Here is a 14249-nt window from a genome sequence, read left to right on the forward strand (position 1 = left end):
TCGCAGCCCTCGTCAGCGGCGCACGGCGGCGACGAGTGCGTCGAGTTCCCGCGCCTGCTCGGGCTCGAGCGGCAGCAGCGGACGGCGCGGGATCCCCGCGTCGACCCCGGTCGCCCGCAGTGCGGACTTCACCGTCGTCGGCAGCCCGCGACTGACCAGGGTGGCCAACAGTGGCTGCAGCGTGTCGAAAAGCGCTGCCGCTCCGGCTTCGTCGCCTGCACGCAGCAATCGCCAGAACCGCACAACCTGCTCCGGCACCAAACATGGTGCGGCGGTGCACCATCCGGCCGCGCCCGCCGAGAAGGCGCGCAACGCCAGTGGATTGCTGCCGTTGAAGAACGGGACGCGTCCGCCGCCCAATTCGACGATGCGGTGCATGCGCCCGATGTCGCCGCTGGATTCCTTGATCATGGCGATGGTCGGCACCTCGTGCACGAGTTCGACCAGGAACTCCGGTGACATGTCGATGCCGGTGGTGCCGGGGTTGTTGTAGACCATCACCGGCAGCGCGGTCGAATCCGCGACGGCGATGAAGTGGGCGCGCAACTCGGCTTCAGTGAGGCGCCAGTACGAGATCGGCAGCACCATGACGGCGGTGGCCCCCGCCTTCTCGGCGAACTGCGCGCGGCGCACGGTGCCCGCCGTGGTGAGGTCGGAGACGCCGACCACTGTCGGCACCGCGCCGCCGGTGTGCTCGACGCAGGCGGTGGCGACCTGCTGCCATTCGCGCTCGTCGAGATAGGCGCTCTCGCCGGTGCTGCCCAGCGGAGCTATCGCGTCCACGCCGGCGTCGAGCATGCGGTCCAGCAGCCGCGCGAGTACCTTCGTGTCGACCTCCCCGGCCGAATCGAACGGCGTGACCGGGTAGGCGACGATTCCCTCGATGGGGCGAGTCATGCGGTGGCTCCTTGCGTTTCGATGGCGTCGGGGTGGTTGCGCAGCGCTTTGCGCGCGTAGTAGGCGAAGTTGGCTTGGCTGCGCCGCGGCTTCAACGTCCAGTCGTGGGCTTCCTTGGCCAGCCGCGGCGGCAGCGGCTTGATCTCCCCCGCGGCCATGGCGAGCAGCTGCAGTTGCGCGGCGCGTTCGATGAGATGCGCTAGCGAGCACGCCTCCTCGATCGTCGCACCGACCACCAGCTGGCCGTGGTGGGCGAGCAGGATCGCCCGCTTGTCGCCGAGGGCCGCGGCGATGATCTCGCCCTCCTCGTTGCCCACCGGCACGCCTGGCCAGTCCGGCAGGAACGCGCAGTCGTCGTAGAGCGGGGCGATGTCCATCTGCGAAACCTGAAGCGGCACTTCGAGCATGGACAGCGCCGCGCAGTGCAACGGATGGGTGTGCACGATGCAGTTGACGTCCGGGCGGGCCCGGTAGATCCAGCTGTGGAAACGGTTGGCCGGGTTGGCCATTCCCGTGCCTTCCAGCACGGTCAGATCCTCGTCGACCAGCAGCAGGTTGGTCTCGGTGATCTCGTCGAAGCCGAGGCCGAGCCGCTGGGTGAGGAAGGTGCCCGGCGCCGTGCCGCGCGCGGAGATCTGCCCGGCCAGGCCGGAGTCGTGCCCAGCGTCGAAGAGCGCGCGGCAGGTCAGGGCGAGTTTCTGGCGGTCGTTCCAGTCGCCGGGTTCCAGTTCGGTCTGCATGGACCGGGTTGCCATGGTCATCAGCTCGGACTTTCCGAGGTTCATGGTGGTGGCCATCGCCTACCTCCTTCTCGAAGACACGAGTTGACTATAGGACACCTTGTGTCATCACGCTAGTCTTGTGTCCTGCCCTAGCCATCAGCAGCGGAAGGAGACCGGTGGCCGCGTACCTGAAAGCGCACCGCAAACGCGCCGACCTGACGCTGGACGCGCTCGCCGAACGGACCGGGCTCACCAAGAGCTATTTGTCCAAAGTCGAACGCGGACTGAGCACCCCGTCCATCGCCGTCGCGCTCAAGATCGCCCGCGCACTGAACACCGATGTGGGGCAACTGTTCTCCGACGACCCCGACCCCACGCTGATGCAGGTGGACCGCGCCGGCGAGCGCGCAGACCTGCCCTCGACATCGGCCGCGCACTACCTCGCTATCGCGACCGGCGTCGGCCACAAGACCATGCAGCCGTTCGTCGTTCGCCCGACGACCGAACCCGGCACGAAATACCTGGAACACTCGGGCGACGAATTCGTCTTCGTGCACAGCGGCAGCGTCGAGATCTCCGTCCCGGGCGAAGACATCGTGCTGCACGCGGGCGACAGCCTCTACTTCGCCGCGACCACACCGCACCGCATCAGGTCGATCTCCGCCGAACGCGCCGAATTGATCGTCGTCGTCAGCGAAGTACACGCCGCCGATTCCGGCGCATGAATGGTCGTGGCCGGTGCGTCACAAGGGTGTTCAGTTCGTCGGCACACAGCAGGGCGGGGTCGGCCTGTTGCCCGGCCGTCCCGTCGCGCGATGTCTGAGAAGTGTCGAGGGCCGCTACATCGATATCCCCGCCGATCTGCACCGCGTCGTGATCACCTGCGTCGAACTCGTCCTACCATGACGACGAGCACAGCGGATTGGACCGCGGTCCACTGCACGAAAGGGACGGGAGCCGATGAGCCTTCGCCAGTTCGAGTACGCCCTGGCCGTTGCCGAGGCGGGCTCGGTGACGGCAGCGGCGGAGCTGCTGCACGTCGCTCAACCGTCGATGTCCCAGCAGATCCGCAACCTGGAGCGGGAACTCGGTGTGACACTGTTCGCCCGCACACCGACCGGACTGGTGCCCACCGTGGTGGGTCGCGCATTCCTGCGCGAGGCGGAGGTCGCGGTGAGGGCGTCGCGGCGGGCGCGGGCGACGGCGCGGGCCGGTGCCGATGAGCTGGTGGGCGAGTTGGTGGTCGCGGCGCAGATGGGCTTCGGCACGCGGCAGCTGCCGGGGGTGCTGAGCACGCTGCGCCGCCGCTTCCCGCGGCTGGAGATCACCGTCTTCGAGGAGCCGAGTTCCGCCGAGCTGGAGCGTCTGTGTCGCCAGGGCGTGCTGGACCTCGCCCTGATGGCGGCCTGCGAGCGTGGCCCCGCCGACGCCCACCACCTCGGCTACGAAGAGTTCGTCGTGGTGCTGGGCGCCGGGCACCGGCTGCTCGCCGTGGACCGGGTCGAGCTGCACGAGCTGGAGGAGGAGTCGTGGGTGCGGTTCGACCGCGACAGCGCGCTCGACGGCGTGCTGACGGGCGTGCTGCGCGACAACGAACTGACCCCCAACACGGCCGCCCGCGTGTCACAGACGGCGACGGCCGTGCGCTGGGCCGCCCACGGACTGGGAGTGACGCTCGTCCCCGCCTCCGTGGTGCCCCACGGTGACGAGCACCTCGCACGCCCGGTGGTCCCGGGCGTGTCCCAGCCCGTCGTCGCCGTGGTCCGGCAGGACGCGGGTCCGGCGGAGACGGCCTTGCTCGAACTCCTGCGTGCGGAGAGCTGGCACAAGCCCGCTCAGAGCTGGGTGACACCTCCGTCCACGACGAACTCGGTGCCCGCCGCGTAAGTGGCCTCGAAAGCGAGAAATGCTGCCGCCCTGGCAATTTCGTCCGGGGTGCCGAAACGCCGCATCGGATTGTCCGCGACCCGTTCCGCTTTGAACTGTTCGGCGGCCTCTGCGGTCATCGTATTTTCCAGAATTCCCGTGTCGATGGGACCGGGGCTGATCGCGTTGACACGAATTCCGCGCGGAAGCAGCTCGCGGGAGAGGGTGCGGGCCATCGAGCGCAGCGCCGCTTTGCCCGCGGCATAGACACTGGTCTCCGGCAGGCCCATGACGTTCGCGTTCGAGGTGGTGAGGACGACGCCCGCGCCGGCGCTGAGCAGCGGGGCGAGCTTCTGCACCGTGAAGAAGGCGCCCTTGACGTTGATCGCGAACAGCTCGTCGAACATCTGCTCGGTCGTCGACTCGAAGGGCGTGAGGGTAGCAATGCCCGCGTTCACGAACAGGGCCTCGATCGTGCCGAGTTCGGTCTTCACCCGATCTGCCAGAGCATCCAGATCGGACAGTGCGGCCACATCGCCTCGGACGGCAATCGCGTTCTCGCCCAGCCGCTCCCGCGCGGTGTCGAGTGTGGCCTGCGAACGACCGGTGATCACCACGCGGGCTCCACCTTCCACCAGCAGCTTCGCCAGCGTGAACCCCATGCCGCTGCCGCCACCCGTGATCACTACATTCTTGCCGCTGTATTCACCCATGCCAGGATTCCTCCGTTCTTGTTTCGAAAATCTTTCAGCCTCTGGGGAATTCGCCGCCGTCGACGACGAGACTGCTCCCGGTCAGCCAGCTCGCCCGGTGGGACACGAGGAACAGCACCGCGTGGGCGATGTCGTCGGGCTGACCATCGCGCCCCAGCGGTGGGGTGGTGTCGCCCTGGCCCGGCCCCGCGTCCAAGCGCGCCCACTGCTCCCGCGTGGCTTCGCCGCCGGGGGTGGCGGTTCTGCCGGGAGACACGGTGTTGACCCGGATTCCGAACGGGGCCAACTCCGCGGCCAATCCCCGGCTGTAGTTCTCCAGCGCTGCCTTCGCCGTCGTGTAGTGCAGGAACGGCGGTACCACTATGGGGACCGCGGCAGAAGAGATGTGCACGATCATCCCCGAACGCCGTTCCCGCATCCCCGGTGCCAGCAACGAGTCCAGCCGCACCGAAGCCAGGAAGTTCAGGTCCAGTGCGTCCTGCCACGCCTCGTCCGGGATCGCAAGAGCGCCTTGGTACGGTCCCGCCCCGCCCGCGTTGTGGACCAGGATGTCCACCCCGCCGAGTACCTGCTGCGCGGCCGCGGCGAGCGCTTCTGCCCCAGCCCGCGTCCGCACGTCGGCCGCCACGAAGGTGGCCCCCTCCGGTACCGTGCTCGTCGCCGACCGGGCGGTCGTGAGCACTTCGGCACCCGCGTTGAGTAGCTGGCGCACAACGGCCGCTCCGATTCCGCGAGTACCACCCGTTACCAGGGTCCGTTTCCCCGCGAGTTCTCGCGTTCCCGAACCGTTCTCGATCGTGCTCATGCCAGAGGTCCTCTCGATTGCGCTTTGTCGGCTCGACGGAAAGAGAAATCGACGTGCCCCAGAGCGCATATCTTCGGTGAAACTGCGATGAGCACCTCGTCGAGCTGTTTCACGGTATGTCCGCAAAAGAAGGAGAGGCAAAGACAAAAATTCAGCAGGCGCCATAGGAAATTCCTATGCCACCCCGGCCCTTTCGCTCGTGATCGACGCAGAAAGCGGATCGTCCATCAGCAGCTCGGTCGGCACGATCATCCGCAACTCGGCACTTTCGTGGTCCGGTGCCGCGGTAGGTCACGGCTGAACGGGATGCGCCCAGCCACCGCGACACGCAACTTCGCGGCGTCATTGTTCACCGGTACCAGCCGACCTCGGTTCGGCTGACTGGGATCTACAGCCGCCAGAGAGGGTCTCGCTGATGTCGTAGGTGCCCCGCACCAGATCGGTCAGCGTCGGTTCCTCGGCGGCGCTCATACTGCACCGACCAAAGCCAGCACCGCGATCGGTGCCAGCAGTATCCACTGAGGCAGCCGCAGCAGTCGCCGTGGTCCCGGCAGCGCTGCCGCGATGATCACGAACACCACGGTGTATGCGGCAAAGTGGACAGCGGTCAGCAGTGCGACCATCTCGGTGCCTGCAGGCTCTGTGATCGCCACCGCGATCAGAGTCAGCGCGGTCAGCACGAGATCGGCACTGACCCAATGCCAGACCGCGTGCATGGTGCGTTTGGGGATCTCCGGCAGCGCGCTGGTCAGCAAGGGCCGCACCGGGTCGATGTGTCCGGCGACCACATGAACCCCAGCCACCGCTGCGGCGGCGATACCCGCGGTGAGCAACCAGCCGTTCATCGCACACCGATCCCGGCGGTCACGATCCGGCTCAGCTGCCCGGCCAACTCCTCGCGCACCGGCTCACCGAGCAGCCCGATATGAAAGAACACCGCACCGGCCAACGCGTCGAGCACCAGCTCGACCGGGACCGTGTCGCCGATCTCCCCACGCGCCAGCGCGCGGTCGAAGATCTCGAGCATGCGCGCTTTGGCCGGGGCCAGGAATGTGGTGCGCAACTGGGCGCGCAGTTGTGGATCGGCGGCGAAATCGGCCAGCAGCCCGGGTAGCGCGGCAGCCGCGGCCGGTGTGCCGAACTCGGCGATCAACGCTGCGGTCAACGCGGTGAGGTCCCCGCTTAAGGTGCCGGTATCGGGGATCGGGCCGGTGTCGACGGTGGTGAACAGCGCCTCGTAGATCACCTCCGGCTTGCCCGACCACCGCCGATAGATCGCGTCCTTGCCCACCCGCGCCCGCGCCGCGATCGCGGTGATGGACGTCGCCGAATACCCCACCTCGCTCACCAGGCTCTCGGCGGCGTCGAGGATCGCACGGTGGGTGCGCTGATCGCGTGGCCGACCGGGCGGTGTCTGTGTACTCACACAATTACCATACGGGTCTACCCGTTTTGTAATCAAGGGTCCTCGGTTGTCTGCAGAGGCCCTTGGTCCCCGCGGCGCGGGGCACCGGCCCTGCTCTGGCCTGCTCGTCTCGAGCGACCTCTTGCACCCCTGGCAGGGCTGGATCAAACCGGGCAGCCTCGCCGTGGGCAGCAACCGACGCCACGGCGGGCGCCACCGAGCCTCCCCAGAGGGCCCATGAGGTCTGTTTCCGGGTGTGTCGTCGGAAAGGTGATAACCGTCGACCTTGTTAGGGCATTCCGGCCTCGCGCCCCCGGGACGCTGGACCCTAGCTGGTCGCTAGGTGTGTGACGCACGCTCAGGATGCTCGACCGCCGGTGCGGTCGGGATGGCTTTCAGAGCAGACGAGTGACGGGTTCGGCGACGATGACTTCACTACCTCCCACTACACAGTCCGACCCTGCCGCGACCCGCGCGCGGCCACCTGATGCTGGCGCTGCAGGCTCCACCGGTGGGCAGCGCGCGGTGATGCTGGGGTTGGCCACCATGGGTTTCGCGGTCAACTTCTGGGCGTGGGCGTTGCTGAGCCCGTTGGGTCCGCGGTTCCAGGATGTGCTGGCGTTGAGCGCTTTCGAGCAGGCGTTGCTTGTCGCGGTACCGGTGGTGGTCGGCTCGCTGGGCCGAATCCCGGTGGGCGCGTTGACCGATCGCTTCGGCGGCCGGGTGATGTTCCCGCTGATTTCGATGGCCACGATTGTCCCGGTGTTGTTCATCGGGCTGATCGGGCACCAGTCGTTGGTGGCGTTGCTGGTCGGTGGGTTCTTCCTCGGCATCGGTGGCACCGCGTTCGCCGTCGGTGTGCCGTTCGTCAACGCGTGGTTTCCGCCGCAGCGGCGTGGGCTGGCGATCGGGATCTTCGGCGCCGGGATGGGTGGCACCGCGATCAGCGCGCTGACCACCGTGCGGCTGGTCGACCGGGGCACCACGGCGACACCGTTTCTGGTGACCGCGGCGGTGCTGGCGGTGTACGCGCTTGCGGCATGGTTGTGGTTGCGTGACGCCCCGGGACGGTCGGTGCCGACCCAGTCGTTGGGGCGGCGGCTGGCCGACACGGCGCGGCTGCCGTTGACCTGGCAGGCCTCGGCGCTCTATGCGGTGGCGTTCGGCGGGTACGTGGCGTTTTCGGTGTATCTGCCGACCTACCTCAAAGCCGTCTACGGGTTGTCCCAGGCCGATGCCGCCAACCGGATGGCCGGGTTCGTGGTGCTGGCCGTGCTGATGCGCCCGGCCGGTGGCTGGCTGTCGGACCATTTCGGCCCGGTGCGCATTCTCGCGGCGGGCCTGGCGGTGGTCACCGCGGCCGCGGTGGTCCAGGCGTTCACCCCGGCGCTGATGCCGGTGGCCACCCTGGCGTTCTTGTCCATGGCCGCGGCGCTCGGCGCGGGCAGCGGCGCGGTGTTCGCCCTGCTGGCCATGCTCACAGCGCCCGACAAGGTCGGCTCGGTCACCGGTCTGGTCGGTGCCGCAGGCGGACTCGGCGGATTCGTGCCGCCGCTGGTGATGGGCGCGCTCTACGGCGCCTTCGGCTCCTACGCGCTGGGATTGGCCGCGCTGGCGGTCGTCGCCGCTGCCGCACTCGGGTTGACCCTGACCCTCGTGCGCCGCAGCGTCATCGCACAAGGCCCGGACCCACGACCGCCGCACACCACGCCTGCGCAGGACCGCACCGCCACAGCGACCTCCCCCACCGAGCCCGTCCAGTAGCCGAGCACCCCGATAGTCAGGAGCAACACCCGCCATGAGTTCGACCGACACCGATCCGCACGACCGGTCTGTAGGGCTGGACAGCGAGTTGACCCAGGCGCTGGTGCGCAGTCGCCGCTTCTTCACTCGCGCCGAGGTCTCGTCCGATTCGCGCACGCTGTATCAGATCGGTGGCCGCCAGGCCGATGAGTTCTATCGCGACCGATGGAGCCATGACAAGGTGGTGCGTTCCACCCACGGGGTCAACTGCACCGGCTCGTGCTCGTGGAAGATCTACGTCAAAGACGGGATCATCACCTGGGAGACCCAGCAAACCGACTACCCGTCGGTCGGCGCGGATCGCCCCGAATACGAGCCCCGCGGCTGCCCACGCGGTGCGGCGTTCTCCTGGTACACCTACTCCCCCACCCGGGTGCGCTACCCGTATGTGCGTGGGGTGCTGCTGGATATGTATCGGCAGGCCAAAGCCGAAACCGGTGATCCGGTGCGCGCATGGGAGCGGATCGTGGAGACACCCGAGGCCGCGCGCGCCTACAAGACCGCGCGCGGCAAGGGCGGACTGGTGCGCGCGTCCTGGGCCGAGGCCACCGAATTGATCGCCGCCGCACACGTGTACACGATCGAACGCTACGGTCCCGACCGGATCGCCGGGTTCTCCCCGATCCCGGCGATGTCGATGGTCTCCCACGCCTCCGGCGCCCGGTTCGTCTCGTTGCTGGGTGGGACGATGCTGTCGTTCTACGACTGGTACGCCGACCTTCCGGTCGCTTCCCCGCAAGTGTTCGGTGATCAAACCGATGTGCCCGAATCCGGTGACTGGTGGGATGCGGGTTACCTGATCATGTGGGGCTCGAACCTTCCGGTGACCCGCACCCCGGACGCGCACTGGATGGCCGAGGCTCGCTACCGGGGCCAAAAGGTGGTGGCGGTCTCGCCCGACTACGCCGACAACGTCAAATTCGCCGACGAATGGCTCTCGGCTGTCCCCGGCACCGATGGCGCATTGGCGATGGCGATGGGACATGTGGTGTTGCGCGAGTTCTTCGTCCAACGCCAGGTCCCCTATTTCACCGACTACGTCAAGCGCTACACCGACCTGCCGTTCCTGGTCCGCCTGCAGCGCCAGGGTGAGGCATGGGTGCCGGGAAAGTTCCTCACCGCCGCCGATCTGGACGCCCACCGCGAGGTCGAGCACGCCGCGTTCAAGACCGTGCTGCTCGATGCCGCCACCGGCCAGCCCGTTGTCCCCGACGGGTCGCTGGGGTTCCGCTACGGCGAGCAGGGCCTTGGGCACTGGAATCTCGAACTCGGACAAGTAGATCCGCTGCTGAGCTTGCACGGCGACCGCGACAGCGTGCCCGTGCGACTGCCGCGCTTCGACCAGCCCGGCGCGGCGACCCTCACCCGCGGGGTGCCGGTGGCACGGGTCGGTGAACATGTGGTCACCACGGTGTTCGATCTGCTGCTGGCCCAATACGGGGTCGGCCGCGACGGGTTGCCCGGGCAGTGGCCCACCGGTTATGACGACGCCGGTCAGCCGTGCACGCCCGCCTGGCAGGAGACGATCACCGGGGTGCCCGCGGCCGCGGCGGCGCGTATCGCGCGGGAGTTCGCCGCCAACGCCGAAGAATCGCGGGGCCGGTCGATGATCATCATGGGCGCAGGCACCAATCACTGGTTCCACTCCGACACCATCTACCGCGCCTTTCTGGCGCTGACCACCCTCACCGGGTGCCAAGGCGTCAACGGCGGCGGATGGGCGCACTACGTCGGGCAGGAGAAATGCCGGCCGGTCACCGGCTGGTCGCAGCTGGCGTTCGGACTGGACTGGTCCCGGCCGCCGCGGCAGATGATCCAGACCGCCTACTGGTATCTGCACACCGATCAGTTCCGCTACGACCAGTTCAACGCCGACACCCTCGCCGCAGCCGGTGCCGACGGCGCGCTGGCCGGAAAGACCACCGCCGACCTCATCGCCCAGGCCGCGCGGCTGGGATGGATGCCGTCGTATCCGACCTTCGATCGCAACCCGCTCGACCTCGCCGACGACGCGGCCGCCGCGGGCACCCCGATCGACGACTACGTGGTGTCCGAACTGCAAAGCCAGCGACTACGTTTCGCCTGCGAAGACCCCGATTCGCCGCAGAACTTCCCGCGGGTGCTCAGCGTGTGGCGGGCCAATCTGCTCGGCTCCTCGGCGAAAGGCAACGAGTACTTCCTCAAACACCTGCTCGGCACCGACAACTCCCTGCGCGCCGAACAAGCACCCCCGCATGCGCGACCGGCCGAGGTGCTCTGGCGCGAGCAGGCGCCGGAAGGAAAGCTGGATCTGCTGCTGTCACTGGACTTCCGGATGACCAGCACCACCCTGTTCTCCGATGTGGTGTTGCCCGCGGCCACCTGGTACGAGAAGCACGATCTCAACACCACGGACATGCATCCGTTCATCCACTCGTTCAACCCCGCGATCGCCCCACCGTGGCAGACCCGCACCGACTGGGCCGCCTTCCAGGCGATCGCCGAAGCCTTCAGCGCCTTGGCCGCCGAGCATCTCGGCGTGCGCCACGATGTGGTCGCCACGCCGCTGCTGCACGACACCCCCGACGAACTGGCCACACCCCACGGGCAGGTGCGGGACTGGAAAACCGGTGACAGCCAACCCATTCCGGGCGTGACCATGCCGCGCTTGACCGTCGTCGAACGCGACTACCCCGCGATCGCGGCGAAAATGGCGGCGTTGGGACCGCTGGCCGACACCCTCGGCGCCACCACCAAAGGCATCACCTACCGGGTCGAACGCGAAGTGGAATATCTGCGCGCCAAGAACGGCGCCGTGCGCGGCGGTCCGGCGGCGGGACGTCCGTCGCTGGCGCGGGATCTCGATGCGGCCGAGGCGATTCTGGCGCTGTCGGGCACCACCAACGGACACCTGGCGACCCAGGGGTTCCGCACCCTCGAACAACGCACCGGCACCGCGCTGGCCGACCTGGCCGCCGAACACGAAGGCAAACAAATCACTTTCGCCGACACCCAAGCCGCGCCGGTGCCGGTCATCACCTCTCCGGAATGGTCCGGCAGCGAAACCGGCGGGCGGCGATATTCCCCGTTCACCATCAACGTCGAACGCCACAAGCCCTGGCACACCCTGACTGGGCGCCAGCATTTCTTCCTCGACCACGACTGGATGATCGAACTCGGCGAGCAGCTGCCGGTGTTCCGGCCGCCGCTGAACATGACCGCCCTGTTCGGTGAAACCGCGATCGGCCAGCGCGGCGAGACCGGGCTGACCGTGCGGTATCTGACCCCCCACAGCAAATGGTCGATCCACTCCGAATACCAGGACAACCTGTTCATGCTCAGCCTCTCCCGCGGCGGGCCCACGATCTGGATGTCGAACCTGGATGCCGTGAAAATCGGTGTTTCCGACAACGATTGGATCGAAGCGGTCAACCGCAACGGTGTCGTCGTCGCCCGCGCGATCGTTTCCCACCGGATGCCCGAGGGCACGGTGTACATGCATCACGCCCAAGACCGGCTCATCGACGTGCCGCTGGCCGAAACCTCCGGCAAACGCGGCGGGATCCACAATTCGCTGACCCGGCTGCTGATCAAACCCAGCCATCTCATCGGCGGCTATGCCCAATTGTCGTTCGCGTTCAACTATCTCGGCCCGACCGGCAACCAACGCGACGAGGTGACCGTGATCCGGCGCCGCAGCCAGGAGGTGAGCTACTGATGCGTGTCATGGCCCAGATGGCGATGGTGATGAACCTCGACAAATGCATCGGCTGCCACACCTGCTCGGTGACCTGCAAACAAGCCTGGACCAACCGCTCCGGGGTGGAGTACGTGTGGTTCAACAACGTCGAAACCCGCCCCGGGCAAGGCTATCCACGCGGCTATGAGGATCAGCAGCGCTGGCGCGGAGGCTGGAAGCTCGGGCGACGCGGCAGGCTGCGACTGGTCGGCGGCGGACGGCTGCGCAAGCTGGCGACCATCTTCTCCAACCCGAAACTGCCCCGGCTGGCCGACTACTACGAGCCCTGGACCTACGACTACGCCAACCTCACCACCGCCGGACCCCAGCAACACACGCCGGTCGCGCGGCCGCGTTCGCTGATCAGCGGCGCCCCCACCAAGATCGAATGGTCGGCCAACTGGGACGACAACCTCGGCGGCGCACCCGAACACGGCCACCGCGACCCGATCCGGCAAGGCATCGAAGACAAGGTCCGTTTCGAGTTCGAGCAGACCTTCCTGTTCTATCTGCCGCGGATCTGCGAACACTGCCTCAACCCCTCGTGCGCTGCCTCGTGCCCGTCCGGGGCGATCTACAAACGCAGCGAGGACGGCATCGTGCTCGTCGACCAGGACCGCTGCCGCGGCTGGCGCATGTGCGTGTCCGGATGCCCTTACAAGAAGGTCTATTTCAACCACCGGACCGGCAAAGCCGAGAAATGCACCTTCTGCTTCCCCCGCGTCGAAGTCGGCATGCCCACGGTCTGCGCGGAAACCTGCGTGGGACGGCTGCGCTACATCGGGCTGGTCCTCTACGACGCCGACAAGGTCCTCGCCGCCGCCTCGACACCCGACGACACCGACCTCTACGACGCCCAGCGCGCGCTCCTGCTCGACCCCAACGATCCGCAGGTCATCGCCGCCGCCGAACGTGACGGCATCCCCGCCGACTGGATCGCCGCCGCGCAACGCTCACCGATCTACGCGCTGATCGACACCTACCGGGTGGCGTTGCCGTTGCATCCGGAATACCGCACCATGCCGATGGTCTGGTACATCCCGCCGCTGTCACCGGTGGTCGATATCGTCCGCGACACCGGCCACGACGCCGAAGACCACGGCAACCTCTTCGCCGCCATCGACGCCCTGCGCATCCCGATCGACTACCTGGCGCGGTTGTTCACCGCCGGAGACACCGCCACCGTCGAAGCGGTGCTGCGCAGGCTGGCCGCGATGCGCAGCTACATGCGTGACATCAACCTCGGCCGCGAACCTCGCGAACACATCGCCACCGCCGTCGGGATGACCGGCGAACAGATCTACGACATGTACCGGCTGCTGGCCCTGGCCAAATACGACCAGCGGTATGTGATTCCACCGGCGCACGCCGAACAAGCCCACGGCCTGGAAGAACTGGCCACCGAATGCAGCCTCGACTACGAAGGTGGGCCCGGTATGGGCGGCTCGGGCCCGTTCGGGGAAAGCTCCGGCGGCGTCTCCCCGATCGCGGTCGAGAACTTCCACATGCTGCGCCAACGTCAAGAAACGGACACCGTCGCAGCACCAGTCGACAAAGGCAGCCGCGTCAACCTGCTCAACTGGGACGGCAAAGGCCACCCGCCAGGGCTTTTCGGTCCAGCTTCGGACGCCGCGAACTCTGACGACCACTCGACAGGGAGGCAACCCGAATGACGGTCACCGACAACGACCGCCGCATCGCCTGGCAAGCCCAGTCGCTGCTGATGGCCTACCCCGACGACACCCTCGTCGCCCAGCTGCCGCTACTGAAGACCGCCGCCGCCGCGCTCCCGGCCGCACTCGGGCAACCACTCGGCTCCTTCTGCGACCACGTGCGGCACACCACCCTCACCGAGCTGGCCGCCGACTACGTCGCGACCTTCGACCACCACAAACGATTCAGCCCGTATCTGACCTACTTCACCCACGGCGACACCCGCAAACGCGGCATGGCGTTGCTGAGCATCAAACGCATTTACCGCACCGCCGGGCTCGTCCTCGACGAAACCGAACTGCCCGACCACCTGGCGGTGGTACTGGAATTCGCCGCGACCGCCGACCCCGCCACGGGACTCCGGCTGCTCATCGACTACCGCGCCGGCGTGGAGCTGCTGCGCCTGGGCTTGCAGGAGATCCGGTCTCCCTGGGCGCCTGTGCTGGACTCGATCTGCGCGACCCTGCCGCCGCTGCGCGGCGAGGAAGACCAGGCCGTGGCACGTCTGGCCGCCCAAGGCCCACCCGAGGAGGAAGTCGGACTCGCCCCGTTCGCACCACCGGACTACATGCCCCAGGGAGCCCACCAGTGAGCGCAGCACCCGCCA

General features: G+C 67.6%; 13 protein-coding genes. 7 read left to right on the forward strand and 6 right to left on the reverse strand.

Features of this window, described 5'->3' with window-relative positions; genetic code table 11:
* Positions 1-12: 12 nt before the first annotated feature.
* Together AB0H50_RS02805 and AB0H50_RS02810 are read right to left on the reverse strand one after the other, a co-directional pair.
* Complete coding sequence (locus AB0H50_RS02805; protein ID WP_357445704.1) at positions 13-897, reverse strand: dihydrodipicolinate synthase family protein; 885 nt, start codon at positions 895-897, stop codon at positions 13-15.
* A complete protein-coding gene (locus tag AB0H50_RS02810; protein WP_357445707.1) occupies positions 894-1694 on the reverse strand; it encodes an aldolase in 801 nt (266 codons plus the stop codon). The genes AB0H50_RS02805 and AB0H50_RS02810 overlap by 4 nt, the downstream gene beginning before the upstream one ends.
* A gap of 101 nt (positions 1695-1795) precedes the next feature.
* Here AB0H50_RS02810 and AB0H50_RS02815 point away from each other — a divergent pair, with 101 nt between their 5' ends.
* The 3 genes from AB0H50_RS02815 to AB0H50_RS02825 are packed head-to-tail and all read left to right on the forward strand — an operon-like array spanning position 1796 to position 3506.
* Positions 1796-2344 carry an XRE family transcriptional regulator gene (locus tag AB0H50_RS02815; protein WP_357445710.1) on the forward strand — a complete coding sequence of 183 codons (549 nt, stop codon included), beginning with the start codon at positions 1796-1798 and terminating at the stop codon, positions 2342-2344.
* A 13-nt stretch (positions 2345-2357) separates the two neighbouring features.
* Complete coding sequence (locus AB0H50_RS02820) at positions 2358-2525, forward strand: hypothetical protein (protein ID WP_357445713.1); 168 nt, start codon at positions 2358-2360, stop codon at positions 2523-2525.
* Between the two features lie 54 nt (positions 2526-2579).
* Entirely contained in the window at positions 2580-3506 is a 927-nt protein-coding gene (locus AB0H50_RS02825; protein WP_357445716.1) for a LysR family transcriptional regulator, read from the forward strand.
* Here the strand turns inward: AB0H50_RS02825 and AB0H50_RS02830 are convergent.
* The 4 genes from AB0H50_RS02830 to AB0H50_RS02845 all read right to left on the reverse strand — a co-directional run bounded on the left by AB0H50_RS02830 (position 3455) and on the right by AB0H50_RS02845 (position 6429).
* Complete coding sequence (locus AB0H50_RS02830; RefSeq protein ID WP_357445719.1) at positions 3455-4198, reverse strand: SDR family oxidoreductase; 744 nt, start codon at positions 4196-4198, stop codon at positions 3455-3457. The genes AB0H50_RS02825 and AB0H50_RS02830 overlap by 52 nt on opposite strands.
* A gap of 34 nt (positions 4199-4232) precedes the next feature.
* Positions 4233-5003: an oxidoreductase gene (locus AB0H50_RS02835; RefSeq protein ID WP_357445722.1), complete on the reverse strand. Its 771-nt coding sequence runs from the start codon at positions 5001-5003 to the stop codon at positions 4233-4235.
* A gap of 467 nt (positions 5004-5470) precedes the next feature.
* Positions 5471-5848, reverse strand: coding sequence for a hypothetical protein (locus AB0H50_RS02840; protein ID WP_357445725.1), 378 nt, complete (start codon positions 5846-5848; stop codon positions 5471-5473).
* Positions 5845-6429, reverse strand: a complete 585-nt coding sequence (locus AB0H50_RS02845; RefSeq protein WP_357445728.1) for a TetR/AcrR family transcriptional regulator — start codon at positions 6427-6429, stop codon at positions 5845-5847. Before AB0H50_RS02845 ends, AB0H50_RS02840 begins: the two co-directional genes overlap by 4 nt.
* 405 nt (positions 6430-6834) lie before the next feature.
* On the opposite strand from AB0H50_RS02845, the gene AB0H50_RS02850 reads away from it, so the two are divergent.
* The 4 genes from AB0H50_RS02850 to narJ are packed head-to-tail and all read left to right on the forward strand — an operon-like array spanning position 6835 to position 14234.
* Entirely contained in the window at positions 6835-8172 is a 1338-nt protein-coding gene (locus tag AB0H50_RS02850) for an MFS transporter (RefSeq protein WP_357445731.1), read from the forward strand.
* 34 nt (positions 8173-8206) lie between these two features.
* Positions 8207-11908, forward strand: coding sequence for a nitrate reductase subunit alpha (locus tag AB0H50_RS02855; protein ID WP_357445734.1), 3702 nt, complete (start codon positions 8207-8209; stop codon positions 11906-11908).
* On the forward strand, positions 11908-13602 hold the full coding sequence (gene narH, locus AB0H50_RS02860; RefSeq protein WP_357445737.1) for a nitrate reductase subunit beta: 1695 nt from the start codon (positions 11908-11910) through the stop codon (positions 13600-13602). Before AB0H50_RS02855 ends, narH begins: the two co-directional genes overlap by 1 nt.
* Positions 13599-14234, forward strand: coding sequence for a nitrate reductase molybdenum cofactor assembly chaperone (gene narJ / locus AB0H50_RS02865; protein ID WP_357445740.1), 636 nt, complete (start codon positions 13599-13601; stop codon positions 14232-14234). The genes narH and narJ overlap by 4 nt, the downstream gene beginning before the upstream one ends.
* Positions 14235-14249: the final 15 nt, after the last annotated feature.

It is taken from the genome of Nocardia sp. NPDC050793 (assembly GCF_040654065.1).
In the GTDB taxonomy this organism is placed as follows: domain Bacteria; phylum Actinomycetota; class Actinomycetes; order Mycobacteriales; family Mycobacteriaceae; genus Nocardia.

What these genes read in the sequence shown, in the direction of transcription:
- AB0H50_RS02840 (WP_357445725.1), bottom strand. Translation starts at nt 5,848, where the DNA reads ATGAACGGCTGGTTGCTCACCGCGGGTATCGCCGCCGCAGCGGTGGCT.
- AB0H50_RS02835 (WP_357445722.1), bottom strand. Translation starts at nt 5,003, where the DNA reads ATGAGCACGATCGAGAACGGTTCGGGAACGCGAGAACTCGCGGGGAAA.
- AB0H50_RS02855 (WP_357445734.1), top strand. Translation starts at nt 8,207, where the DNA reads ATGAGTTCGACCGACACCGATCCGCACGACCGGTCTGTAGGGCTGGAC.
- AB0H50_RS02830 (WP_357445719.1), bottom strand. Translation starts at nt 4,198, where the DNA reads ATGGGTGAATACAGCGGCAAGAATGTAGTGATCACGGGTGGCGGCAGC.
- AB0H50_RS02805 (WP_357445704.1), bottom strand. Translation starts at nt 897, where the DNA reads ATGACTCGCCCCATCGAGGGAATCGTCGCCTACCCGGTCACGCCGTTC.
- AB0H50_RS02810 (WP_357445707.1), bottom strand. Translation starts at nt 1,694, where the DNA reads ATGGCCACCACCATGAACCTCGGAAAGTCCGAGCTGATGACCATGGCA.
- AB0H50_RS02850 (WP_357445731.1), top strand. Translation starts at nt 6,835, where the DNA reads ATGACTTCACTACCTCCCACTACACAGTCCGACCCTGCCGCGACCCGC.
- AB0H50_RS02825 (WP_357445716.1), top strand. Translation starts at nt 2,580, where the DNA reads ATGAGCCTTCGCCAGTTCGAGTACGCCCTGGCCGTTGCCGAGGCGGGC.
- narJ (WP_357445740.1), top strand. Translation starts at nt 13,599, where the DNA reads ATGACGGTCACCGACAACGACCGCCGCATCGCCTGGCAAGCCCAGTCG.
- narH (WP_357445737.1), top strand. Translation starts at nt 11,908, where the DNA reads ATGCGTGTCATGGCCCAGATGGCGATGGTGATGAACCTCGACAAATGC.